This window comes from Streptomyces sp. NPDC006294, assembly GCF_042870895.1.
Classification (GTDB): Bacteria; Actinomycetota; Actinomycetes; order Streptomycetales; family Streptomycetaceae; genus Streptomyces.
Genome location: NZ_JBIAHV010000004.1, coordinates 202,707 through 224,359, shown reverse-complemented (window position 1 = coordinate 224,359; position 21,653 = coordinate 202,707). Strand labels below are relative to the sequence as shown.

The following is a 21,653-nucleotide window of genomic DNA, read 5'->3' as shown; positions in this document are numbered from 1 at the left end:
GGGTCCGGCTGGGCCACAGGGGCCGACCGGGCGGCGCTGGCGGTGCGCGGCGAAGCCGTTCCCCTCACCGGGCCGGCAGGCGCGGCTGCCGGCAACGAGGGCGGCGGGGCGCCATCACCCGCGGCGGCCGCAGGACGCGCCGCCGAGGCGGCTCCCCCGGCATGCGGCGCCACGGGCCCCGGCGGGGCCGGGTGCTGCGGGGGCATGGTCCCGGGTGGGGTCGGGAGGGCGTCTCCCGGGGGCGGGGGCCCGTCCGTGGGCGGCATCGTGGCTGTCCCCTCCAGTCGTGCCCGGCGCCGGCCGGACCTCGCGGCTGTCAGGCGTGCTTGTCGGCGAGCGCCCGGACCGCTTCCGCGAAGGCCTCGCCCCGCTCGTTGTAATTGGTGAACATGTCCATCGAGGCGCAGGCCGGCGCCAGCAGGACCGTGTCTCCGGGCCGGGCGAGCGAGGCCGCCTCCCGTACCGCCTCGGACATCGCCCCAGTGTCGGTCCGCTCGAGGTCGACGACCGGGACCTCGGGCGCGTGTCGCGCGAGGGCTTCCCGGATCAGGGCGCGGTCGGCCCCGATGAGGACGACGCCCCGCAGGCGCTTCGCCGAGGCGGTGACCAGCTCGTCGAAGGTGGCGCCCTTGGCAAGTCCCCCGGCGATCCACACGATCGGCTCGTACGCGGCCAGAGACGCCTGGGCCGCATGCGTGTTGGTGGCCTTGGAGTCGTCGATGTAGGCGACGCCCGCGACGTCCGCGATGTGCTGGATGCGGTGCGCGTCGGGCCGGAAGGCGCGCAGCCCGTCCCGTACCGCGGCCGGTTCGACGCCGAAGGCACGGGCCAGCGCGGCGGCCGCGAGGGCGTTGGCGATGTTGTGGGGGGCCGGCGGGTCGACGTCGGCGACCTCCGCGAGCTCCTGGGCCTGCTTCTGCCGGTCGGTCACGAACGCCCGGTCGACCAGGAGCCCCTCCACCACGCCGAGTTGGGAAGGGCCGGGAGTGCCCAGGGTGAAGCCGATGGCCCGGCAGCCCTCCTCGACGTCCGCCGCGCGGACCAGTTCCTCGGTGGCCGGGTCGGCGGCGTTGTAGACGCAGGCGACCGTATTGCCCTCGTAGATACGGCCCTTGTCGGCGGCGTACGCCTCCATCGAGCCGTGCCAGTCGAGATGGTCGGGCGCGAGGTTGAGCACGGCCGCGGAGTGGGCGCGCAGCGAGGGCGCCCAGTGCAGCTGGTAGCTGGAGAGTTCCACGGCGAGCACGTCGTACGGCTCGTCGCCGAGGACGACGTCGACGATCGGCGTGCCGATGTTGCCGATCGCGGCCGTCCGCAGGCCCGCCGCCGTCAGGATCGAGGCGAGCATCCTGGTCGTCGTCGTCTTGCCGTTGGTGCCGGTGATCGCCAGCCACGGCGCGGCGCCGGGGCCGCGCAGCCGCCAGGCGATCTCGACGTCGCCGACGACGTCGACACCGGCGGCGGCCGCCGCGGCGAACAGCGGGCCGGACGGCTTCCAGCCGGGCGACGTGACGACCAGGTCGGTGCCGGCGGGCAGGGTCTCGGCGTCACCGAGGCGCACGGCGATGCCGAGCGCGGCCATCTCGGCCGCGCGCGCCTCGTGCGCGTCGCCCGATCCGCCGTCCACGACGGTGACGTTCGCGCCGAGGCCGGCCAGGGCGCGCGCGGCGCTGATGCCGCTCACTCCGAGGCCGGCGACGGTGATGTTCCTGCCCTGCCAGTCGCTCACTTGTCGGCTGCCCATCCCGCGTAGAAGAGACCGAGGCCCACGATCACGCACATGCCCTGGATGATCCAGAACCGGACCACCACAAGGACTTCGGACCACCCCTTGAGTTCGAAGTGGTGCTGGAGCGGCGCCATCCGGAAGACCCGCTTGCCGGTCATCTTGAACGAACCGACCTGGATCACCACGGACATGGTGATGAGGACGAACAGTCCGCCGAGGAGCGCGAGGAGGAACTCCGTACGGGAGCAGATCGCGAGGCCCGCGAGCGCGCCGCCGAGCGCGAGGGAGCCGGTGTCGCCCATGAAGATCTTGGCGGGTGAGGTGTTCCACCACAGGAAGCCGAAGCAGGAGCCCATCAGCGCGGAGGCGACGACCGCGAGGTCGAGCGGATCTCGTACCTCGAAGCAGGCGTTGGGATTGGTCAGGGTCACCGCGTTGGCGCAGGACTCCTGGAACTGCCACAGCCCGATGAAGGTGTACGCGCCGAAGACCATCACCGACGCGCCGGTGGCGAGGCCGTCCAGACCGTCCGTCAGGTTCACGCCGTTCGACATGGCGAGGATCATGAACAGCGCCCAGACGACGAACAGCACCGGACCGATGGACCAGCCGAAGTCGGTGATGAACGACAGCTTGGTGGAGGCCGGGGTGTTGCCGCGCTGGTCGGCGAACTGCAGCGACAGGACGGCGAAGGCGATGCCGACGATCAGCTGCCCGGCCATCTTCGCCTTGGCGCGCAGACCGAGCGAACGCTGCTTGACGATCTTGATGTAGTCGTCGAGGAAGCCGACCAGGCCCATGCCGGCCATGAGGAAGAGCACCAGCACACCCGAGAAGGTCGGGTCCTCACCGGTGATCACCTTGGCGAGCGCGTAGGCGATGAGCGTGGCCAGGATGAAGGAGATGCCGCCCATGGTGGGCGTGCCCTTCTTGCTTCCGTGGCTGCGCGGGCCGTCGTCGCGGATGAACTGCCCGTATCCCTTGCGGGCCAGCAGCTTGATCAGCAGCGGGGTCCCGACCAGGGTCAGGAAGAGACCGATGGCTCCCGCGAAGAGGATCTGCCTCATCGGACGGCACCCTCACCCTCGAGACCCTCGAGCAGCGCCTGTGCGATCCGCTCCAGACCGACCGACCTGGAAGCCTTCACCAGCACGACGTCTCCCGGGCGCAACTCTTTGCGCAACAGGTCGACCGCCGCCTGCGCGTCGGACACGTGCACCGACTCCTCACCCCACGAACCCTCGTTGTATGCGCCCAGTTGCATCCAGGACGCCTCCCTGCCCCCGACCGCGACGAGCTTGCCGACGTTGAGCCGGACGGCGAGCCGCCCGACCGCGTCGTGCTCGACGAGTGCCTCGTCACCGAGTTCGGCCATCTGGCCGAGCACCGCCCACGTGCGCCCCCCTTTCGCCCGTGCGGCTTCGCCCATGGCGGCCAGCGCACGCAGCGCGGCACGCATGGACTCGGGGTTCGCGTTGTAGGCGTCGTTGACGACCGTCACGCCGTCCGCACGCTCGGTGACCTCCATGCGCCAGCGGGAGAGGGTGCCGGCTTCGGAGAGCGCCAGGGCGATCTCGTCGGCGGGCATGTCCAGCTCATGGGCGACGGCGGCCGCGGCGAGCGCGTTCGACACGTGATGCTCACCGTACAGCCGCATGGTCACGTCACTGCACCCGGTGGGTGTGCGGAGCGTGAAGGTGGGTTGCCCGAGCTCCGTGAGCCGGACATTCTCGGCACGCACGGCGGCCTCGCCGGACTCTCCGAACAGAAGTACCCGGGCCGCGGTGCGCGTTGCCATGGCGCGGACCAGGGGGTCGTCGGCGTTGAGCAGGGCGACGCCGCCCTCTTCCGCCGGGGGCAGCGACTCGACCAGCTCACCCTTGGCCTGCGCGATCTGCTCGCGGCCGCCGAACTCGCCGATGTGGGCGGTGCCGACGTTCAGCACGAGGCCGATCCTGGGCGGGGTCAGTTCGGTGAGGTAGCGGATATGGCCGATTCCGCGCGCACCCATCTCCAGCACCAGATGCTCGGTCTCCTCGGTGGCGCGCAGTGCGGTGAGGGGCAGACCGATCTCGTTGTTGAGGGAGCCGGGGGTCCAGACGGTGGGCCCCTTGCGCTGGAGCACCTGGGCGATCAGGTCCTTGGTGCTGGTCTTCCCGGCCGAGCCGGTGAGCGCGACGAGCGTGGTGCCGAGGCGTTCGACCACGGCGCGGGCCAGGCGCCCCAAGGCGCTCTGCACGTCGTCGACGACGATGGCGGGTACGCCGAGGGGGCGGGTGGCCAGCACAGCCACCGCGCCCCGGGCCACCGCGCATTCCGCGTAGTCGTGGCCGTCGACGTTCTCGCCCCGGAAGGCGGCGAAGAGGCTGCCGGGCTCCACGGCGCGGGAGTCGATGACGACGGGGCCGGTGACCGGCGTGGCCGGATCCGGTATGTCGTGCGGCTGCCCGCCGACGATTTCGGCGATCTCGGCGAGGGAGAGGGCGATCACTGGGTCATCCCTGACTGTTCTTGACGGCTGCGTCGCTGAGCGAGCGTTCGATGGCCGCCCGCAGCTCCTGGCGGTCGTCGAACGGGCGGATCACTCCCGCGATGTCCTGGCCCTGCTCGTGGCCCTTGCCGGCGACGAGCACGGTGTCGCCGTCCTGCGCGCGGGCGACGGCCTCGGCGATGGCGGCGGCCCGGTCCTCGTGGACCATGACGTCGCCGCGTTCGTGGATCGGCACCTCCGCCGCGCCCGCGAGCATCGTGGCGAGGATCGCGAGGGGGTCCTCGCCGCGCGGGTTGTCGGAGGTGAATACGGAGGTGTCGGCCAGTCGCGCGGCCGCGGCGCCCATGGAGCCGCGCTTGGTCCGGTCGCGGTCGCCGCCGCAGCCGAGCACGATGTGGATCTTGCCCTCGGTGACCTTGCGCAGCGAGCGCAGGACCGATTCGACGGCGTCGGTCTTGTGCGCGTAGTCCACCACCGCCAGGTACGGCTGGCCGGCGTCGACGCGCTCCAGCCGGCCCGGCACTCCGGGCACGGCGGCGACCCCGTCGGCGGCGGTCTGCGGGTCGAGCCCGGCGACGGCGAGGGTGACGACGGCGGCCAGGGTGTTGGCGACGTTGAACGGGCCGGGCAGCGGCGCCTCGGCACGTACCCGCTCGCCCGCCGGGCCCACCGCGGTGAACGTCGAGCCGCGGGTGCCGACCTCGACGTCCTCGGCGCGCCAGTCGGCGTCGGGGTGGCCCTCGGCGGAGAACGTGGTGACGGGCACGGTGGCCTCGTCGACGAGCCTGCGGCCGTATTCGTCGTCCAGGTTGACGACCGCCTTCCGGCTGCGGCGCGGGGTGAACAACTGCGCCTTCGCCTGGAAGTAGTCCTCCATGTCGGAGTGGAATTCCATGTGCTCGGGGCTGAGGTTGTTGAAGACGGCGACGTCGAAGACGCAGCCGTCGACCCGGCCCAGCACCAGGGCGTGGCTGGAGACCTCCATGGCGACCGAGTCGGCGCCGCGTTCGCGCATGACCGCGAAGAGCGCCTGCAGGTCGGTGGCCTCGGGGGTGGTGCGCTCGGACTTGATGCGCTCGTCGCCGATGCGCATCTCGACCGTGCCGATCAGGCCGGTGGAGCGCCCGGCCGCCTGGAGGCCGCCCTCGACGAGATAGGCGGTCGTCGTCTTGCCGGAGGTGCCGGTGATGCCGATCTGCAGCAGGTCGTTCCCGGGGTGGCCGTAGATCTCCGCGGCGAGTTCGCCCATCCGGCCGCGCGGGTCGTCGGTGACGAGGACCGGCAGGCCGGTGGCGGCGGCGCGCTCGGCGCCGGTGCTGTCCGTGAGGACCGCGGCCGCTCCGAGGTCGGCGGCCTGGGCCACGAAGTCGGCGCCGTGGAGCCGGGCGCCGGGCAGGGCGGCGTACAGGTCGCCGGGGCGTACCGCCCGTGAGTCGTGGGTGATGCCGGTGATCTCCGCGGCGCCCTGGGTCTCCACCCCCAGTCTGGCCGCCAGATCCCCGAGCTTCGTCGGGCGGGGCCGGTCAGGACGGGGCGCTCCCGGGTGTTTCGGGGCCGCGTCCTGCTGGGTCGTTCGGTACTGATCAGCGTGTGGCACGGCGGTGAGCGTACCGGGCGCACCGGGCCCGGGCGAAAATGAGGGGCGGTCCCCGGGTCGGTTCCCGGAATCGGGGGTGATCGTCGTCACTGGTGGTACCTCCGGGTCACTCACCGGGATCGAAGGTCACGGGCAGCCGTGCGGATCCCTTGCCGGTCGGGGCGACCTGCAGGGTCTTGAGCGCGAAGGCCATGACCTTTTGGTAGATGGGTCCGCAGATCTGGCCGCCGAAGTAACTGCCCTTGGTGGGGTTCTGGATGGCGCAGTAGACGGTGATCTGCGGATCGTCGGCCGGCGCGAAGCCGGCGAACGAGGCGGTGTAGCCCTTGTAGACGCCCAGTTCGGGGTCGACGCGGTTGGCCGTTCCGGTCTTGCCCGCGACACGGTAGCCGGGGATGCGGGCCTTGGTTCCGGTGCCCTCCTCGTCGTCGACGACCGACTCCAGCATGGTGGCGAGGGTCTTGGCGGTCTTCTCGCTGACGACCCGGGTCTTCTCGGGCTCCTCGGCGGGTGTGAAACGCCCGTCCGGGCCCCTGGTCCCGCGGACCAGCGTGGGCTCGACGCGTACGCCGCCGTTGGCGATGGTCGAGTACACGGAGGCGGCCTGCATGGCGTTGACCGACAGGCCCTGCCCGAAGGGGATCGTGTACTGCTGCGAGGTGGACCAGTCCTGCGGCTCGGCGAGGATGCCCCGGGTCTCGCCCGGGTAGCCGAGCCCGGTCGGGCGGCCGATGCCGAACTTGCGCAGATAGGAGTGGAGCACCTTGTTGGCCTCCGGCTGGGTCTTCCCCAGCTGCCCGGTGGCCAGGATGGTGCCGATGTTGCTGGACTTGGCGAGGACGCCGTTGAGGGTGAGGTACCAGGTGGGGTGGTCGACGTCGTCCTTGAAGAGGCGGTCGCCGCGGTGCAGCCGGTTGGGGACGACGACATGGGTGCCGGGGGTGGCCTTCTTCTCCTCCAGCACGGCGGCCATCGACATCACCTTGGCGGTGGAACCGGGTTCGAACGCGTCCTGCAGGGCGGCGTTGCCGAGCGTGCCGGGGGTGACGGTGCTCAGGTCGCCGGGGTCGTAGCCGGGGGCGTTGGCCATGGCGAGGACCTCGCCGGTGCGGGTGTTCTGCACGATGACGTAGCCGCGGTCGGCCCTGGACTTCTTGACCTGCTCCTCCATGGCCTGCTGGGCGGCCCACTGGATGTCGCGGTCGATGGTGAGTTCCACGTCGGAGCCGGGCACTGCGGGCACTTCGCGGGACGTGGCGGTGGGTACGCGGCGGCCGCCGGACTGGGCGTAGGTGATGGTGCCGTCCTTGCCGGCCAGCGTCTCGTCGAGCATGGACTCGATGCCGCCGCCGCCGCGGTTCGCCGCGTTGACGAAGCCCAGTATCCCCGCGGCGAGATCGCCGTTGGGGTAGACGCGCGTGCTGCTGGGCTCCTGGAAGACGCCCGCGAGCACATTGGCTCCGGGGCCGCCACTGCGCTTGTCGGCGGCGGCCTTCTCCGCGTAGACGCCCTTGAGGTCCTTGATCTGGTTCCACACCTGCGGGGTCTGGCGGCGGGCCAGCACGGCGTAGCGGGAGCCGGGCTTCTTCAGTTTCTTGGCGAGGTCGGCGGGGTCCTTGCCGAGGATGGGGGCGAGGAGCTGAGCGGCCTGTTCGGGCGCGTTGGGCGAATTGCTGTCCTCAGGGGTGAACATCTTCGGGTCGGCGGTGATGTCGTGCGCGTCGACGCTGGTGGCCAGGGCGATCCCGGCGCGGTCGGTGATCCTGCCGCGCTCGGCGGCGAGGTCGTGGCTGAGGTAGCGGTTCTTCTCCGCCTTGGCCGCGTAGGTGCTGGCGTCGACGGCCTGCACCTGAAGCAGCCGGATCACGAAGGCGAGCATGACCAGGGTGAGGCCGAGGCTGACCAGCCTCAGCCGGGGGCGCGGGTTGCCGAGCCGGACGCGGCGGGGGGCGGGGCGCTGTCCGGCGCGCGACCGGCCGGCGGCGGGCGGTCGCCGTGGCCGCTGTCCGGAGCGCTGCGCGGAGGGCCGCCGTGCCGGGCCTGGCACCCGGCGCCGCGGTGGTTCCTTGGGGGGCACTGCGTCACCTGCCGGGGGTCGTCGGGTTCGGCTGCGGGGACGTACGGGGGGCGGGCTCGCTGTCGCCGGGTCCCGCGGGCGGGCCGGACAGGCCCTGGGTCTGCGGGAACACGGCGTCCGGCTGTGCGGAGGCGGTGTCGGACGGCGTGGCGTCCGGGGGCGTGACCTGCTCGGACGGCGGGGCGGAGGGGTCGCCGTCCGTCTGTGACGGCTCCGGCGCGGGCGGCAGGGGTTCCGCGGTGGCCTTCTGCGGTACGCCGAGGACCTTGCCGTCCGGGCCGAGGAAGGCGGGGCCGCCGCCGGGCACCATGCCGAGCTCGCGGGCGCGCCGCTCGAGGGCGCCGGGGGCCGAACGGCGGTCGACGTCGCGTTGCAGCGCCTGCTGCTCGTCGGTGAGTTCGGTCGTCTTCTTCTTGAGTTCGCTCAGCTCGAACGAGCCCTGGCTGAGTGACGAGTTCAGCAGCAGGAGCGTGATCAGCCCGCCGGAGAGGATGAGCACGACCAGCAGGACGAAGGGTGCGCGGGCCGCGGTGCTCGGGCCCGACGGCAGCAGCCGCGCGAGTCGCGCGGCCGATCCCTTCAGCTGCTTGGCCGGTGTGCTCAAGGTGTCCTCCCCTTCGGCGCCGCGTCGGCCGTGCGCGTCACCCGGTCCGCCGCGCTCACGCGACGTCCTCCCGGATGCGCTGTGCCCCCCTCAGACGCGCCGGAGCCGCACGGCGGTTCTGTGCGACCTCTTCGTCGGTGGGCAGCTCCGCTCCGCGGGTCAGCAGCTTCAGCCGGGGCTGGTACTGCTCGGGGACCACGGGGAGTCCGGGCGGGGCGGTGTTCGCGGCGCCGGCCGCGAAGACCTGCTTGACGAGCCGGTCCTCGAGGGAGTGGTACGAGAGGACGGCGATCCGGCCGCCCACGGCGAGCGCGGAGACCGCGGCGGGGATGGCCCGCTCGAGGACGGCCAGTTCGCCGTTGACCTCGATGCGCAGGGCCTGGAAGGTGCGCTTGGCCGGGTTGCCGCCGGTGCGCTTGGCGGCCTGCGGCAGTGCGTCGCGGATCAGTTCGACGAGCCGGGCGCTGTTGGTGAACGGCTCCTTGGCGCGCTCCCGCACGACGGCGGACACGATCCGCTTGGCCTGCTTCTCCTCGCCGTACGCGCGCAGGATGCGCACCAGTTCGCCGGGCGGGTAGGTGTTGAGGACCTCGGCGGCGCTGAGGCCGGTGGTCTGGTCCATGCGCATGTCGAGCGGGGCGTCCTGGGCGTAGGCGAAGCCCCGTTCCGCCTCGTCGAGCTGCATGGAGGAGACGCCGAGGTCGAACAGCACGCCCTGGACCTTGGGGATGCCGAGGCGGTCGAGGACCTCGGGGAGCTCGTCGTAGACGGCGTGCACCAGGGTCGCCCGCTCGCCGAACGGGGCGAGCCGCTCGGCGGAGAGGCGCAGCGCCTCCTTGTCGCGGTCGAGCGCGACGAGCCGGGTCTCGGGGAAACGTTCGAGAAGGGCCTGGCTGTGGCCGCCGAGGCCGAGGGTGCAGTCGACGACGACTCCGCCCGGCTCCTGAAGCGCGGGGGCCAGCATGTCCAGGCACCGCTGGAGCATCACCGGGACGTGTCGGGTCTGGCTCATGCGCCCTCTCAGATCCGGCGCGGGCGGGTCATGGCCGGGCCGTGCGTACGCCGCGCACGCGGGGAATTGTGCGGGAAACCACCGGTTGTGCGGTTGGTGTCCGTGAACTGCGCGTCACTTTAGTGCACTGGTCCGGCCGGTCAATCAACCGGCCAGCGCGTCGCGCGGGCCGCCGAGTCAGGCTTGTGGGTTACCTCACAGGACGGGTCGTTGACGTTCTTTTGTCCACTCTCACACCGGCCCGGCCGGGGCCGTGACCGTTACCTTCTTTCCATGTCGACTTCTGCGCACCAGCCCGCCGCCGACACCGCGCGTACCGGCGGCACCGTCACTGACCGCCTCGTCGAGGCGAACCGGAAGTACGCCGCGGAGTTCGAGGACCCGGGCATGGACGCCCGCCCGGTCCTCAAGGTCGCGGTCGTCGCCTGCATGGACGCCCGACTGGACCTGCACGCGGCGCTCGGGCTCGAACTGGGCGACTGCCACACGATCCGCAACGCCGGCGGCGTCGTCACCGACGACGTGATCCGCTCACTCACCATCAGCCAGCGCGCGCTGGGCACCCGCAGCGTGATCCTCGTGCACCACACCGGCTGCGGCCTTGAGACCATCACGGAGGATTTCCGTATGGAACTGGAGGCGGAGGTCGGGCAGCGTCCCGCATGGGCGGTCGAGGCGTTCCGCGACGTCGACCAGGACGTCCGGCAGTCGATGCAGCGGGTGCGCACCTCGCCGTTCCTGCTGCACGCCGACGACATCCGCGGCTTCGTCTTCGACGTCACGACGGGACTGCTGAGGGAGATCGACCCCGCTGCGTAAGCAGTCGGGCACTGGACGAAACGGCTCAACCCCGACATATCCCGCCCACTTGTCCACAGGCAAGTGACACAACACGGGAACGCAAACAAGAATGCCTGTGGGACGTGCTTCCGGACCCTCCGGGAGCGGTGTCCGTGTTTCGGGGTGGGCCGTGCCGTCCAAGGCGCCGGCCCTATGAACGGGCCGAGGAGGGCCGGGTGACGACCTATGACGATCGAGCGAGCCTCACGGATCTGACCACCACCGCGGATCGTGTCCGCAGGTCGGTCGAGAGCGTGATCGAGGGCAAGCCAGAGGTCGTACGGCTTTCGCTGACCGTATTGCTGGCCGAGGGACATCTCCTCATCGAAGATGTCCCCGGCGTGGGCAAGACGATGCTGGCCAAGACGCTGGCGCGGTCCATCGACTGTTCCGTGCGGCGCATCCAGTTCACGCCGGACCTGCTGCCGTCCGATGTGACGGGTGTGTCGATCTTCGACCAGCAGCGGCGTGAGTTCGAGTTCAAGCCGGGCGCGATCTTCGCCCAGATCGTGATCGGCGACGAGATCAACCGCGCGTCGCCCAAGACCCAGTCGGCGCTGCTGGAGTCGATGGAGGAACGCCAGGTCACCATCGACGGACACAGCTACGAACTGCCCAATCCGTTCATGGTGGTGGCCACCCAGAACCCGGTGGAGATGGAGGGCACCTATCCGCTGCCGGAGGCGCAGCGCGACCGTTTCATGGCGCGCGTCTCGATCGGCTACCCGAGCGCGGCCGCCGAGTTGCAGATGCTCGACGTGCACGGCGGGGTCTCCCCGCTGGACGACCTGCAGCCCGTGGCGCACGCCCACGAGATCGTGAAGCTGATCGAGGCCGTGCGCGCGGTGCACGTCGCCGAGTCCGTCCGCCGGTATGCGGTGGAGCTCGTCTCCGCGACGCGCAGCCACCCCGATCTCAGACTCGGGGCGTCCCCGCGCGCCACGCTCCACCTGCTGCGCGCCGCGAAGGCGTCCGCCGCCCTCAGCGGCCGTGAGTACGCCCTGCCGGACGACGTGCAGGCGCTCGCCGTCCAGGTGCTGGCGCACCGGCTGCTGCCGACGGCGCAGGCTCAGCTCAACCGCCGGACCGCCGAGCAGGTCGTGCTCGACATCGTCCAGCGCACCGCGGTGCCCACGACCGGCAGCGCGGACGGGTCGTACGGCGGCGGCCCGGACCGCACGCCGTTCTACGGGCAGCAGCCCGGCGCCCGGCGGCTGTGATGGCGGCCGCAGGACCCGATGCCTCGCCGGGTCCGGACGGCACGAACGCCGGCGGGGTGCGCGCGGCGCTCGGCGGGCTCACCACCCGGGGCCGTTCGTTCCTCGCGGCCGGCGTGGCGGCCGCCGTGTGCGCCTATGTCCTGGGCCAGAGCGACCTGCTGCGGGTGGGACTGCTGCTCGCCGGGCTGCCGCTGATCTGTGTGGTCGTGCTGTACCGCACGCGCTACCGGGTCGCGGCCAGCCGGCGGCTGTCGCCCGGCCGGGTGCCCGCCGGTTCCGAGGCGCGGGTCCATCTGCGCATGGACAACGTCTCCCGGATGCCGACCGGGCTGCTGATGCTCCAGGACCATGTGCCGTACGTACTGGGCCCGCGGCCGCGGTTCGTGCTGGACCGGGTCGAGGCGGGCGGCCGGCGCGAGGTCTCCTACCGGGTCCGCTCCGACCTGCGGGGGCGCTATCCCCTGGGGCCGCTCCAGCTGCGGCTGACCGACCCGTTCGGCATGTGCGAGCTCACCCGGTCGTTCAGCGCGTTCGACACCCTCACGGTCGTTCCGCGCACCGAGTCCCTGCCCGCCGTCCGGCTCGCCGGCGAGGCCTCCGGTTACGGCGAGGGCCGCCAGCGCTCGCTCGCCCTGGCCGGCGACGACGACATCATCCCGCGCGCGTACCGCCACGGCGACGACCTGCGCCGGGTGCACTGGCGCTCCACCGCGCGGTACGGCGAGCTGATGGTCCGGCGCGAGGAGCAGCCGCAGCGGGCCCGGTGCACCGTGCTGCTGGACACCCGGCGGACGGCGTTCCAGGGGGCCGGACCGGACTCGGCGTTCGAGTGGGCGGTGTCCGGCGCGGCCTCCGCCCTGATGCACCTGCTGGAACGGGGCTTCTCCGTGCGGCTGCTGACGGACACCGGCAGCTCCGTGCCCGGGCAGGGCGCCGAGGGCTTCGCCGGTTCCTCCCACGAGTCCGCGGAGGCCGCCGGAATGATGATGGACACGCTCTCCGTCGTGGACCACTCCGACGGCGCGGGCCTGTCCCGCTCGTACGAGGTGCTGCGCGGCACGAGCGAAGGGCTGCTGATCGGCTTCTTCGGCGACCTCGACGACGAACAGACCGCGCTGGCGGCCCGGATGCGCCGCAGCAGCGGGGCCGCGGTCGCCTTCGTGCTCGACAGCGGGACGTGGCTGACCGGCGGCTCGGTGCCCGGCCCGGTCGAGGAGCGGCTGCGGCAGCTCCGCGAGGCGGGGTGGACCGCGCTCGCCGTCCCGCCCGGCGCGCCGCTCGCGGATCTGTGGCAGCAGGCGGCACGCGATCGCACCGAGCCGTCGGGCACCGGTGCGTACGGCTCGTCGGGAGGCTGGTCATGAGCGGTCGCGGAAGGCTCGCGGTGTGCGCCTTCGCTGCCACCCTGATGGCGGCGGGGGCCCTGCTGCCGCTGGTGGACCCGCCGAACTGGATGTTCCAGGCGGCGCTGCTGCTGGCGATCCAGACCGGGGTCGGCGCGCTCGCCAGACGGGTGCCGCTGGCCAGGCCGCTGACCGTAGCGGTGCAGGCACTGGTCACGCTGCTGGTGCTCACCGTCGTCTTCGCCCGCGGCCACAGTTTCCTCGGGGTGCTGCCGGGCCCGGAGGCGTTCGCCCACTTCGGCGAGCTGCTGCGGGCCGGCGCCGACGACGTGGGCCGGTACGCGATCCCGGCCCCGGCGACCGACGGCATCAGGCTGATGGTGATCGGCGGCGTGCTGCTGATCGGCCTCACCGTCGACGCGCTGGCGGTGACGTTCCGCAGCGCGGCTCCGGCCGGGCTGCCGCTCCTCGCGCTCTACTCGGTGGCCGCCGGGCTGTCCGGCGGCGGCGCCAGCTGGCTGTGGTTCCTGCTGGCGGCCTCCGGCTATCTGGTGCTGCTCCTCGCGGAGGGCCGGGACCGGCTGTCCCAGTGGGGGCGCGTCTTCGGTGGGGCGGCGGCCGCCCGTTCGACGGGCGGCCTCGGCCCGGCGGAGGGCCGGCCCCAGGCGCCGGTACGCGCCGGCCGCCGTATCGGCGTCCTCGCGCTCGGTATCGCGCTCGCGGTGCCGGCGGCACTGCCGGCCCTGAACGGCGGCCTGATCGGCGGCGTGGGCAACGGTCCAGGTGGCGGGATCGGCGGCGGTGGCGGCACGATCTCGGCCGTCAATCCGCTGGTCTCGCTCCAGGACAATCTGAACCAGCCGCAGAACCGGGAGGTGCTGCGGTACCGCAGCAACGCGCCCGGCAACGAGGACATGTATCTGCGGATCCTGGCTCTGGACCGGTTCGACGGCACCTCGTGGCGCTCCTCGGAGCGCAAGGTCACCGGCGTGCCGGAGCGGCTGCCGGAGCCGGCGGGGCTGCGCCCGTCGGTCCAGGTCACCGAGGTCCGCACCAACATCTCCGCGGCCGGTTCGTACAAGCAGAACTGGCTGCCGATGCCCTTCCCGGCGACGACGGTGGCCATCGAGGGCCGCTGGCGCTACGAGCCCGCCGGACGGACGCTGGTCGGCGACCGCGACCAGACCACGGCCGGGGCGCAGTACTCGGTCAACAGCATGATCGTGCAGCCCACCCAGGAACAGCTGGCGGCCGCGCCCGAGGCGCCCGCCGCGCTGTTGCGGGAGTACACCCAGGTTCCCGACGTGCTCCCGGAGGACGTCAAGAAGACGGCGCTCACGGTGACCGAGGGCGCGGCCAACGACTACGAGAAGGCGAAGAAGCTCGAGGACTGGTTCTCCCTCGACGGGGGCTTCACCTACAACACCGATGTCCGGTCGGGTACGGGCGTCACCGCGATCAGCCGCTTCCTGAAGCAGAAGGAGGGCTTCTGCGTCCACTTCTCCTTCTCGATGGCCGCGATGGCGCGCACCCTGGGCATTCCGGCCCGTGTCGCCGTGGGCTTCCAGCCGGGCGCCACGCAGTCGGACGGCACGGTGTCGGTCGGTCTGCGCGACGCCCACGCCTGGCCCGAACTGTACTTCGAGGGCGTGGGGTGGACCCGCTTCGAGCCGACGCCCAGCCGTGGTTCCCGGCCCGAGTACACCCAGGAGCAGACGCCGGTCGGCGGTCCCTCTGATCCGGCGCAGCCGGAGGAGGGCGCTTCCGCCGCCCCCGAGCCGTCGGACCGTCCGCAGGACGCGTGCCCCCGGCAGGAGCGGCAGCTGGGCCAGTGCGGCGCCGCCGACCCGCGTGACGTGCAGCCGCCGGCGGACGACTCGTCGCTGGACACGGTCCTGATGACCTCCTTCGGCGTCGCCGCCGGACTGCTGCTGCTGTCGGTGCCGTTGCTGTTGCGGCTCGTGACGCGTTCCCGGCGGCTGGCCGGGTCCCCGGTCCGGCCGGCGAAGGACGACCCGCCGGCGCCCGGCGCCGTGTCGCTCGGCGCGCAGGGCAGCGCCACCGCCGGACGCACGGCGGTGGCCGACCCCGGCCGGACGCTGGCGGTCTGGCAGGAGGTCACGGACACCGCGTGGGACGTGGGCGTCCTGCCCGACGAATCGCTGACGCCCCGCAAGACGGCGGCACGCATCGTCAGGCTGGGCAAGCTGGAGGACGAATCGGCGGCAGCCGTGCACCGGATGGCCCGCTCGGTGGAGCAGGTGCTCTACGCGCCCGTACCGGAGCCGGGCACGGCTCTCGCGGAGGACGCCCGGCGGATCCAGTCGGGCCTGCTCGGCGCCGTGGGCTTCCGGACCCGGATGCGGGCCGTGCTGCTGCCCCGCTCCTCCGTTCGCGCCGTGTGGGCGCTGACGGCGCGCTGGTCGGCCGTCACGGACCGGTGGCAGATACGGCGGCTGCGGCTGAACCGGTGGGCCCGGGCGCTGCGCCGCCCGTCGCGGCAGCAGGGCTGAGACACCCGGGGCCGGGCCGCACAGGCCCGGCCCCGGAGCACGTCCAGAGGCTCACGGGCCAGGTCTCGCACGGGCCGGGCCCGGTCCCGGAACACGTTTCAGGGCTCCACGGCCCGGGTCACGAGGGCACTCGGGTCACGAGGGCACTCGGGAACACGTGTGAGGGGCGACGCCTTCGGCGTCGCCCCTCACACGTGTTCCAGCTCTGTACAGGTCTGTGGCCCGCGGTCCTCAGTGGCCGCCCTGACCGCCCTGTTCGTCGCGGCGGCGCTGCCACCGCTCTTCGATCCGGCTCATCACCGATCTGTGCTGGTGAGACTTGCGGCGCCCCTGCTCACCGGAGGCCTGCTGTTCACCCGGCTTCGGCGCCTTGCGCCAGCCCGTGATCGCGAGAACCGCACAGCCGAGCATCACGAGGAAGCCCACCACACTGATCCAGATCTGCTGGGCGACCATTCCGGCCATGAGGAGCGCGATACCCACCAGGAAGCCTGCAACTGCCTGGTAGACCCGTCGTCGGGTGTACGTACGCAGCCCGCTTCCCTCAAGCGCTGTCGCGAACTTGGGATCTTCGGCGTACAGCGCTCGCTCCATCTGCTCGAGCATTCGCTGCTCGTGCTCCGAGAGCGGCACGGAGTCCTCCTCGTCGTCGGTCGCGGGGACGACCGGTATGCGGCCCTTTCAGGATAGGCAGGGATTCGCCCCCGTGAAACCCGCCCTCTCGCAAACGCCATTCCGGGCCGCCATGCCCGATCGGGGTGCTGAGGCGTTGATTCCCCAACCTCCGATCCGTCATGCCGGATGGTGTCCCCCGATCATACGGTGCGAAACCCGCCGACGGAGGCTCTGTGGCGTACTCCATCTGCGGCTGCGCCGCTGATCAGCCCCGCTTCTCGCCCAGGACGTGCAGCTGGGTCGCGACGGAGTGGAAGGCCGGCAGCTCGGCGGCCGCCGCCTCCAGCTTGAGCAACGCATCCAGAGCACCGGGCTCGGTGTCCACCAGAACGCCGGGCACGAGGTCGGCGAAGACCCGCACGCCGTGCACCGCGCCGACCTCCACACCGGCCCGGCCGACGAGTTCGGTGAGCTGCTCGGCCGTGAAGCGGCGGGGCACCGGGTCGCCCGTGCCCCAGCGGCCGTTTGGGTCGCTCAGCGCCTGGCGGGCGTCGTTGAAGTGGCCGGCCAGGGCACGGGCGAGCACGGCGCCGCCGAGCCCGGCGGCGAGCAGGCTGAGCGCTCCGCCGGGGCGCAGGGCCTCGACCGCGTTGCGCACACCCTCCGCGGGGTCGTCCACGTACTCCAGGACGCCGTGGCACAGGACCGCGTCGTAACCGCCGCGTGCGACCACGTCGAAGAGGCCGTGGATGTCGCCCTGGACGCCGCGCACCCGGTCGGCGACCCCGGCCTCCGCGGCCCGGCGCTCGAGCGCGAACAGCGCGTTCGGGCTGGGGTCGACGACGGTGACCCGGTGGCCGAGCCGGGCGGCGGGCACCGCGAAGTTGCCGGTGCCGCCGCCGGTGTCGAGGATGTCCAGGTGGTCCGTCCCGGTCTCCTTGACCCGGTGGTCGAGGGCGTCCTTGAGGACCTCCCAGACCACGGCGGTGCGGACTGAGGCGCGAGAGGGGCGCGGTGGGGTCTGCCCACCTGTGGGGGACGGTTCCGACACGGCAGTTGGCTCCTCGGGCGATGTTCTGGCTGGCCTGCGCCCACCCTATTGCCTTCGCGGCCCCGGTCGGCGCTCCGTCTCGCCCTGCGGCGGCGGCTGCTCCGGCTGTCCGGCCCTGGGCTGCGGCAGCACCGGCTGCGGTACCAGCATCCGCTCCACCAGCCGCAGGAACATGGCGGCGTCCCTGAGCAGGTCGTCGGCCTCACGGTGGCTGGCCGCGCCCCGTATGCCCGCCTCCGCGCGGGCACGGCGCTCGGCTCCGGAGGCGAACAGCAGGCTCCACTCGGACAGTTCCGGCGCCGTCTCCGGCAGGATCTCCCAGGCGCTGCGGATGGCTGCCCTGCGGCTCCGCCGTGGGGACGCCCCGTGTCCGCGCCGTACGGCGGTCTCGGGGCGGGCACGGGCGGCGAGCACCGCGGCGGCGGTGCGCAGGGCGGCGAGATGCGCCGTGGCATACCGCTCGTTGGGCTGGTCGAAGGCCGCCGCCTCTTCGAGCCCGGCGCGTGCCTGGGCGAGCAGATCGAGGGCGGCGGGCGGCGCTGTGGCCCGGCGCGGGACGGGGTGCACGTCCTGCGCGGGTCCGGTCGATGAAGGGGCAGGGCCGGTGGCGCGGCGCCGGTGTGCGGCGGCTGAGTAGCTGGCCATGACGAGCCTCCTGTCGTCGTGTGACGGCGCTGTGGCCGTATGTGTCCATCGTGGAGCCACCCACTGACAGTCGGCCTGACCTGCCCCTTTGCGTCGATCAAGGGTTCGGAGTAACTTTTTGCACTGACCGGTCAGTTCAAAACTGACGGAGGAACAGGGGATGGGAGTCGGGGTGGGAGACGTGGACGGCCCGCACGGCGCGGCCGTGAGCGCCTCGGGGTTCGGGCTCAAGGGCCCGCGCGGCTGGGCGTTCCGCTCGGTGGACGTCGAGGCGGAGCCCGGCGCGCTGGTGGCGATCGAGGGCCCGTCCGGGTCCGGGCGCACCTGCCTGCTGCTCGCGCTCGTCGGACGCATGCGGGCCACCGAGGGCAGCGCCGAGGTCGCGGGCCTGTCGCTGCCGCGCAAGATGTCCGCGGTGCGCCGGATCAGCGCGCTCGGGCCGGTGCCGGGGGTCAGCGATCTCGATCCGGCGCTCACGGTGGCGGAGCATCTGCGCGAGCGGGCCCTGTTGCAGCGGCGTTTCGACGGATCGCTGCGCGCGCTGCTGAGACCGCGCGCGGAGCGAGCGGCCACGGCACGACAGCGTGTCGAGGACGCCCTCGCCGCCGCCGGGCTCGACCTCGCGACGCTGCCCAAGCGGGAACGCACGGTCGTGCGCGACCTCGAACGGCCCGAGGAGCTGCGGCTCTCCGTCGCCCTCGCCCTGATCGCCCGCCCCCGGCTGCTCGCGGTCGACGACATGGACCTCAAGCTCTCGGACCAGGAACGGGCCACGGCCTGGGCGCTGCTGCGCTCGATCGCCGACGCCGGCACGACCGTGCTCGCCGTGTGCAGCCAGGCCCCGGCCGGCGCCGTCACCGTGTCCACCGGGACAGCCGCGTCGCCCGCCGCCGGCTCCCCGGCCGCCGACGGCAGCGAGGCCGGGACCGACGCCGAGCCCGCGCCCACCGCCGCCACGACCGACCGCGACCCGGACACCGACGCGGACCCGGACACCGACGCCGGCGCGGACACCCACACCGATACGGACACGCACACCGACACCGACACCGACACCGACGAGGAGGGCCCGGCCGATGCGATCGCCGAAACTGGCCGCGCTTGAGCTGAAGCGCTTCGGCCGGGGCAAGCTGCCGGCCGCCGCGATCGTCGCCGTACTGCTGCTCCCGCTGCTCTACGGCGCCCTGTACCTGTGGTCGTTCTGGGACCCGTACGGCAGGCTCGACCGGCTTCCCGTCGCCCTCGTCAACGAGGACAAGGGGGCCACCACCGGCGGCGAGAAACTTGCCGCCGGGGACGAGATCACCGAGCGCCTGCGCGACAGCAAGGTCTTCGAGTGGCACGAGGTCAGCGACGCCGAGGCCCGCGACGGTGTCGAGAACGGCACGTACTACCTCTCGCTGACCGTGCCGGCGGACTTCAGCCGGCGCATCGCCTCCAGCTCGGGCGACTCCCCCGAGACGGGGGCCCTCCGGGTGCGTACGAACGACGCGAACAACTACATCGTCGGGCAGATCTCCCGGACGGTCTTCGCCGAGGTGCGCACGGCCGCGTCGACCGACGCCTCCCGGTCGTTCCTCGACCGGATCTTCATCTCGTTCTCCGACATCCACGACGCGACGGAGAAGGCCGCGAAGGGGGCCGACAAGCTCAGGAGCGGCGTCGGTGAGGCGAAGAAGGGCTCCGAGAACCTCGCGAACGGTCTGAAGGACGCCAAGGAGGGCAGCGGCAAGCTCGCCGGAGGCATCAAGACGCTGCACAAGGGCGCCGGTGAGCTGAAGACCGGGTCCCGTCAGGTCGCCGAGGGCACGCAGGCGCTGGCCGACCGGATCAACGGCGCCGCCGACCGCGCCCGCCCGTACCTGAAGGACAACGGCAAGTCGATCGGGGACTCGGCCCGGCTGGTGGCCGACACCTCGCGTGCCGTCCAGCACAACCTGGACCGCCTGGTCGAACGCGCCCCGGCCGCCACCGTCGTGGCCCACAAGTCCGCCGACGCGCTCAGCGAGATCCACCGCACCCAGTGCGAGGAGGCCCTGATACCCGACGCCCGGGCCTGTCCGGAGCTGAAGCGCGCCAAGGTGACCGCGGCCGACGTCGCCACGATCGCGGACGACCTCAACGTGCTGGTCGCCAACAGCGACGGCGACCTGAAGCGGCTGCAGAAGCAGCTCGCCGACCTCGAGAAGAAGGCCGACGCCCTCGCCAAGCGCTCTCCGAAGCTGGACGAGGATCTGGAGTACGCGATCGGCAGGATCAACGAGCTCAACAAGGGCGCCCACAAGGTCGCCTCGGGCGCGGTCCGGCTGCACACCGGGCTCACCACCGCCAAGACCGGCTCCACCGATCTGGACACGGGCGTCGGCAGACTCAAGAAGGGCGCCGGCGAGCTGGACGGCGGGCTGTTCCGGCTGGCCGACGGGTCGACCGAGCTGGCGGCGGGGCTGGACAAGGGGGTCGACGAGATCCCCGACTACGACAAGAAGGAGCGCGACCGCCGCACCGAGGTGATGGCCGACCCGGTCCAGCTGGCCGGCCGGTCCCTGCACGCTGCGCCCAACTACGGCACCGGTTTCGCCCCGTACTTCATCCCGCTCTCCCTCTGGGTGGGCGCGATGGTGGCGTACATGATCATCCAGCCGCTGAACCGCCGGGCCCTGTCCACCGGGGCCTCCGCATGGCGGATCGCGCTGGCGGGTCTGCTCCCGGTGGCGTCACTCGGCCTGCTCCAGGTCACGGCCCTGATGTCCGTCCTGCACTGGGGCCTCGGGCTCGAGATGGCGAACGCGGCCGGCACCGTCGGCTTCCTCGCCCTGGTCACCTGCTGTTTCGCGGCGATCATCCAGTGGCTCAACGCCCGCTTCGGCGCCGCCGGACGCATCCTGGTCCTCGCGGTGCTGATGCTCCAGCTGACGTCGGCCGGCGGCACCTACCCGGTCCAGACGAGCCCCGGCTTCTTCAACGCCATTCACCCGTTCCTGCCGATGACGTACGTCGTGGAGGCGCTGCGCATACTCATCACCGGCGGCGGGGCCGGTCCGGTGTGGCAGGCGTGTGCGGTGCTGCTCGCCTTCACCGCGGGAGCTCTCGCGCTGACCGCCCTGTCCGCACGGAGCAAGCAGGTGTGGACGCTCGACCGGCTTCACCCCGAGCTGAGTCTGTGACGGCGGGCGGACCTGTGAGAATCGATGTCATGGACAGCAGCAGCACCAGACGCCGGGCGACCCGCGCCAAGCTCTACGAGGCAGCCGTGACGCTCATCGCCGAGCAGGGCTTCTCGGCGACGACGGTCGACGAGATCGCCGAGCGGGCCGGGGTCGCCAAGGGCACGGTGTACTACAACTTCAAGAGCAAGACCGAGCTGTTCGAGGAGCTGCTGCGCTTCGGCGTCGGCCTTCTCACGGCCTCCCTGCAGGAGTCCGCCGACCGGACGGCGGACCGCGGCGGCTCCAAGGTCGAGGCGCTGGACGAGATGATCAGGGCCGGTCTGGTCTTCATCGACCGCTATCCGGCCTTCACCCAGCTGTACGTCGCGGAGCTGTGGCGCACCAACCGCGCCTGGCAGTCCACGCTCCTCGTGGTGCGCCAGGAGGCGGTGGCCGTCGTGGAGACGGTGCTCCGGGAGGGCGTGGAGGCGGGTGAGCTGAGCGAGGAGATCGACATCCCGCTCACGGCCGCCGCGCTGGTCGGGATGGTGCTGGTGGCCGCGCTGGACTGGCAGGCGTTCCAGCGGGAGCGGTCGCTGGACGATGTGCACGGGGCGCTGTCGCTGCTGCTGCACGGCCGGGTGAGCGGCCGCCGGGACTGACGGCGCACTGCGACCGGCTGGACGACAGGAACGCCGGCCGGGCTGGTTCTCCAGCCCGGCCGGCGTCTCCCGTTCCCCGTTCCCCGTTCCCCGTTCCCCGTGTCCCCC

General features: G+C 72.3%; 17 protein-coding genes. 7 read left to right on the top strand and 10 right to left on the bottom strand.

Going from position 1 to position 21,653, the window contains the following annotated elements; all coding sequences use genetic code 11:
* Nucleotides 1-316 precede the first annotated feature (316 nt).
* Genes murD through rsmH form a run of 7 tightly spaced genes read right to left on the bottom strand, consistent with a single transcriptional unit; the run spans nt 317 to nt 9,510 of the window.
* Entirely contained in the window at nt 317-1,744 is a 1,428-nt protein-coding gene (gene murD / locus ACFYOP_RS08890) for a UDP-N-acetylmuramoyl-L-alanine--D-glutamate ligase (protein ID WP_356892059.1), read from the bottom strand.
* Complete coding sequence (gene mraY, locus ACFYOP_RS08885) at nt 1,726-2,796, bottom strand: phospho-N-acetylmuramoyl-pentapeptide-transferase (RefSeq protein WP_356892061.1); 1,071 nt, start codon at nt 2,794-2,796, stop codon at nt 1,726-1,728. Before mraY ends, murD begins: the two co-directional genes overlap by 19 nt.
* Nucleotides 2,793-4,220: a UDP-N-acetylmuramoyl-tripeptide--D-alanyl-D-alanine ligase gene (gene murF / locus ACFYOP_RS08880; protein ID WP_356892063.1), complete on the bottom strand. Its 1,428-nt coding sequence runs from the start codon at nt 4,218-4,220 to the stop codon at nt 2,793-2,795. Before murF ends, mraY begins: the two co-directional genes overlap by 4 nt.
* Before the next feature lie 4 nt (nt 4,221-4,224).
* Entirely contained in the window at nt 4,225-5,907 is a 1,683-nt protein-coding gene (locus ACFYOP_RS08875; RefSeq protein ID WP_356892065.1) for a UDP-N-acetylmuramoyl-L-alanyl-D-glutamate--2,6-diaminopimelate ligase, read from the bottom strand.
* Nucleotides 5,908-5,923: 16 nt separating this feature from the next.
* Nucleotides 5,924-7,894: a penicillin-binding protein 2 gene (locus tag ACFYOP_RS08870; protein ID WP_356892067.1), complete on the bottom strand. Its 1,971-nt coding sequence runs from the start codon at nt 7,892-7,894 to the stop codon at nt 5,924-5,926.
* A gap of 4 nt (nt 7,895-7,898) precedes the next feature.
* Nucleotides 7,899-8,498 (bottom strand): septum formation initiator family protein, encoded by a 600-nt coding sequence (locus ACFYOP_RS08865; protein WP_356892069.1) that lies wholly within the window; start codon nt 8,496-8,498, stop codon nt 7,899-7,901.
* 55 nt (nt 8,499-8,553) lie between these two features.
* A complete protein-coding gene (gene rsmH, locus ACFYOP_RS08860) occupies nt 8,554-9,510 on the bottom strand; it encodes a 16S rRNA (cytosine(1402)-N(4))-methyltransferase RsmH (RefSeq protein WP_356892071.1) in 957 nt (318 codons plus the stop codon).
* Between the two features lie 273 nt (nt 9,511-9,783).
* Here rsmH and ACFYOP_RS08855 point away from each other — a divergent pair, with 273 nt between their 5' ends.
* The 4 genes from ACFYOP_RS08855 (at nt 9,784) to ACFYOP_RS08840 (ending at nt 15,426) form a co-directional block, all read left to right on the top strand.
* Nucleotides 9,784-10,329 carry a carbonic anhydrase gene (locus ACFYOP_RS08855; protein ID WP_356892073.1) on the top strand — a complete coding sequence of 182 codons (546 nt, stop codon included), beginning with the start codon at nt 9,784-9,786 and terminating at the stop codon, nt 10,327-10,329.
* 197 nt (nt 10,330-10,526) lie between these two features.
* Complete coding sequence (locus ACFYOP_RS08850; RefSeq protein ID WP_356892074.1) at nt 10,527-11,570, top strand: MoxR family ATPase; 1,044 nt, start codon at nt 10,527-10,529, stop codon at nt 11,568-11,570.
* The gene (locus ACFYOP_RS08845) at nt 11,570-12,934 is read left to right on the top strand and encodes a DUF58 domain-containing protein (RefSeq protein ID WP_356892076.1); all 1,365 of its coding nucleotides are present in this window, start codon (nt 11,570-11,572) and stop codon (nt 12,932-12,934) included. The genes ACFYOP_RS08850 and ACFYOP_RS08845 overlap by 1 nt, the downstream gene beginning before the upstream one ends.
* Nucleotides 12,931-15,426 carry a DUF3488 and transglutaminase-like domain-containing protein gene (locus tag ACFYOP_RS08840; protein WP_356892078.1) on the top strand — a complete coding sequence of 832 codons (2,496 nt, stop codon included), beginning with the start codon at nt 12,931-12,933 and terminating at the stop codon, nt 15,424-15,426. The genes ACFYOP_RS08845 and ACFYOP_RS08840 overlap by 4 nt, the downstream gene beginning before the upstream one ends.
* Before the next feature lie 231 nt (nt 15,427-15,657).
* Here ACFYOP_RS08840 and ACFYOP_RS08835 read toward each other — a convergent pair whose 3' ends face one another.
* The 3 genes from ACFYOP_RS08835 to ACFYOP_RS08825 form a co-directional block, all read right to left on the bottom strand.
* Nucleotides 15,658-16,059 (bottom strand): DUF3040 domain-containing protein, encoded by a 402-nt coding sequence (locus ACFYOP_RS08835; protein ID WP_356892080.1) that lies wholly within the window; start codon nt 16,057-16,059, stop codon nt 15,658-15,660.
* Nucleotides 16,060-16,306: 247 nt separating this feature from the next.
* Nucleotides 16,307-17,023 (bottom strand): methyltransferase, encoded by a 717-nt coding sequence (locus tag ACFYOP_RS08830; protein WP_356892082.1) that lies wholly within the window; start codon nt 17,021-17,023, stop codon nt 16,307-16,309.
* A gap of 114 nt (nt 17,024-17,137) precedes the next feature.
* Nucleotides 17,138-17,737 carry an SAV_6107 family HEPN domain-containing protein gene (locus ACFYOP_RS08825; protein WP_356892084.1) on the bottom strand — a complete coding sequence of 200 codons (600 nt, stop codon included), beginning with the start codon at nt 17,735-17,737 and terminating at the stop codon, nt 17,138-17,140.
* A gap of 160 nt (nt 17,738-17,897) precedes the next feature.
* Between ACFYOP_RS08825 and ACFYOP_RS08820 the strand changes: the two genes are divergently transcribed.
* The 3 genes from ACFYOP_RS08820 to ACFYOP_RS08810 are packed head-to-tail and all read left to right on the top strand — an operon-like array spanning nt 17,898 to nt 21,545.
* Complete coding sequence (locus ACFYOP_RS08820) at nt 17,898-18,842, top strand: ATP-binding cassette domain-containing protein (RefSeq protein ID WP_388451138.1); 945 nt, start codon at nt 17,898-17,900, stop codon at nt 18,840-18,842.
* Nucleotides 18,814-20,901 carry a YhgE/Pip domain-containing protein gene (locus ACFYOP_RS08815; RefSeq protein WP_356892086.1) on the top strand — a complete coding sequence of 696 codons (2,088 nt, stop codon included), beginning with the start codon at nt 18,814-18,816 and terminating at the stop codon, nt 20,899-20,901. Before ACFYOP_RS08820 ends, ACFYOP_RS08815 begins: the two co-directional genes overlap by 29 nt.
* A 29-nt stretch (nt 20,902-20,930) precedes the next feature.
* Complete coding sequence (locus tag ACFYOP_RS08810; protein WP_356892088.1) at nt 20,931-21,545, top strand: TetR/AcrR family transcriptional regulator; 615 nt, start codon at nt 20,931-20,933, stop codon at nt 21,543-21,545.
* Nucleotides 21,546-21,653: the final 108 nt, after the last annotated feature.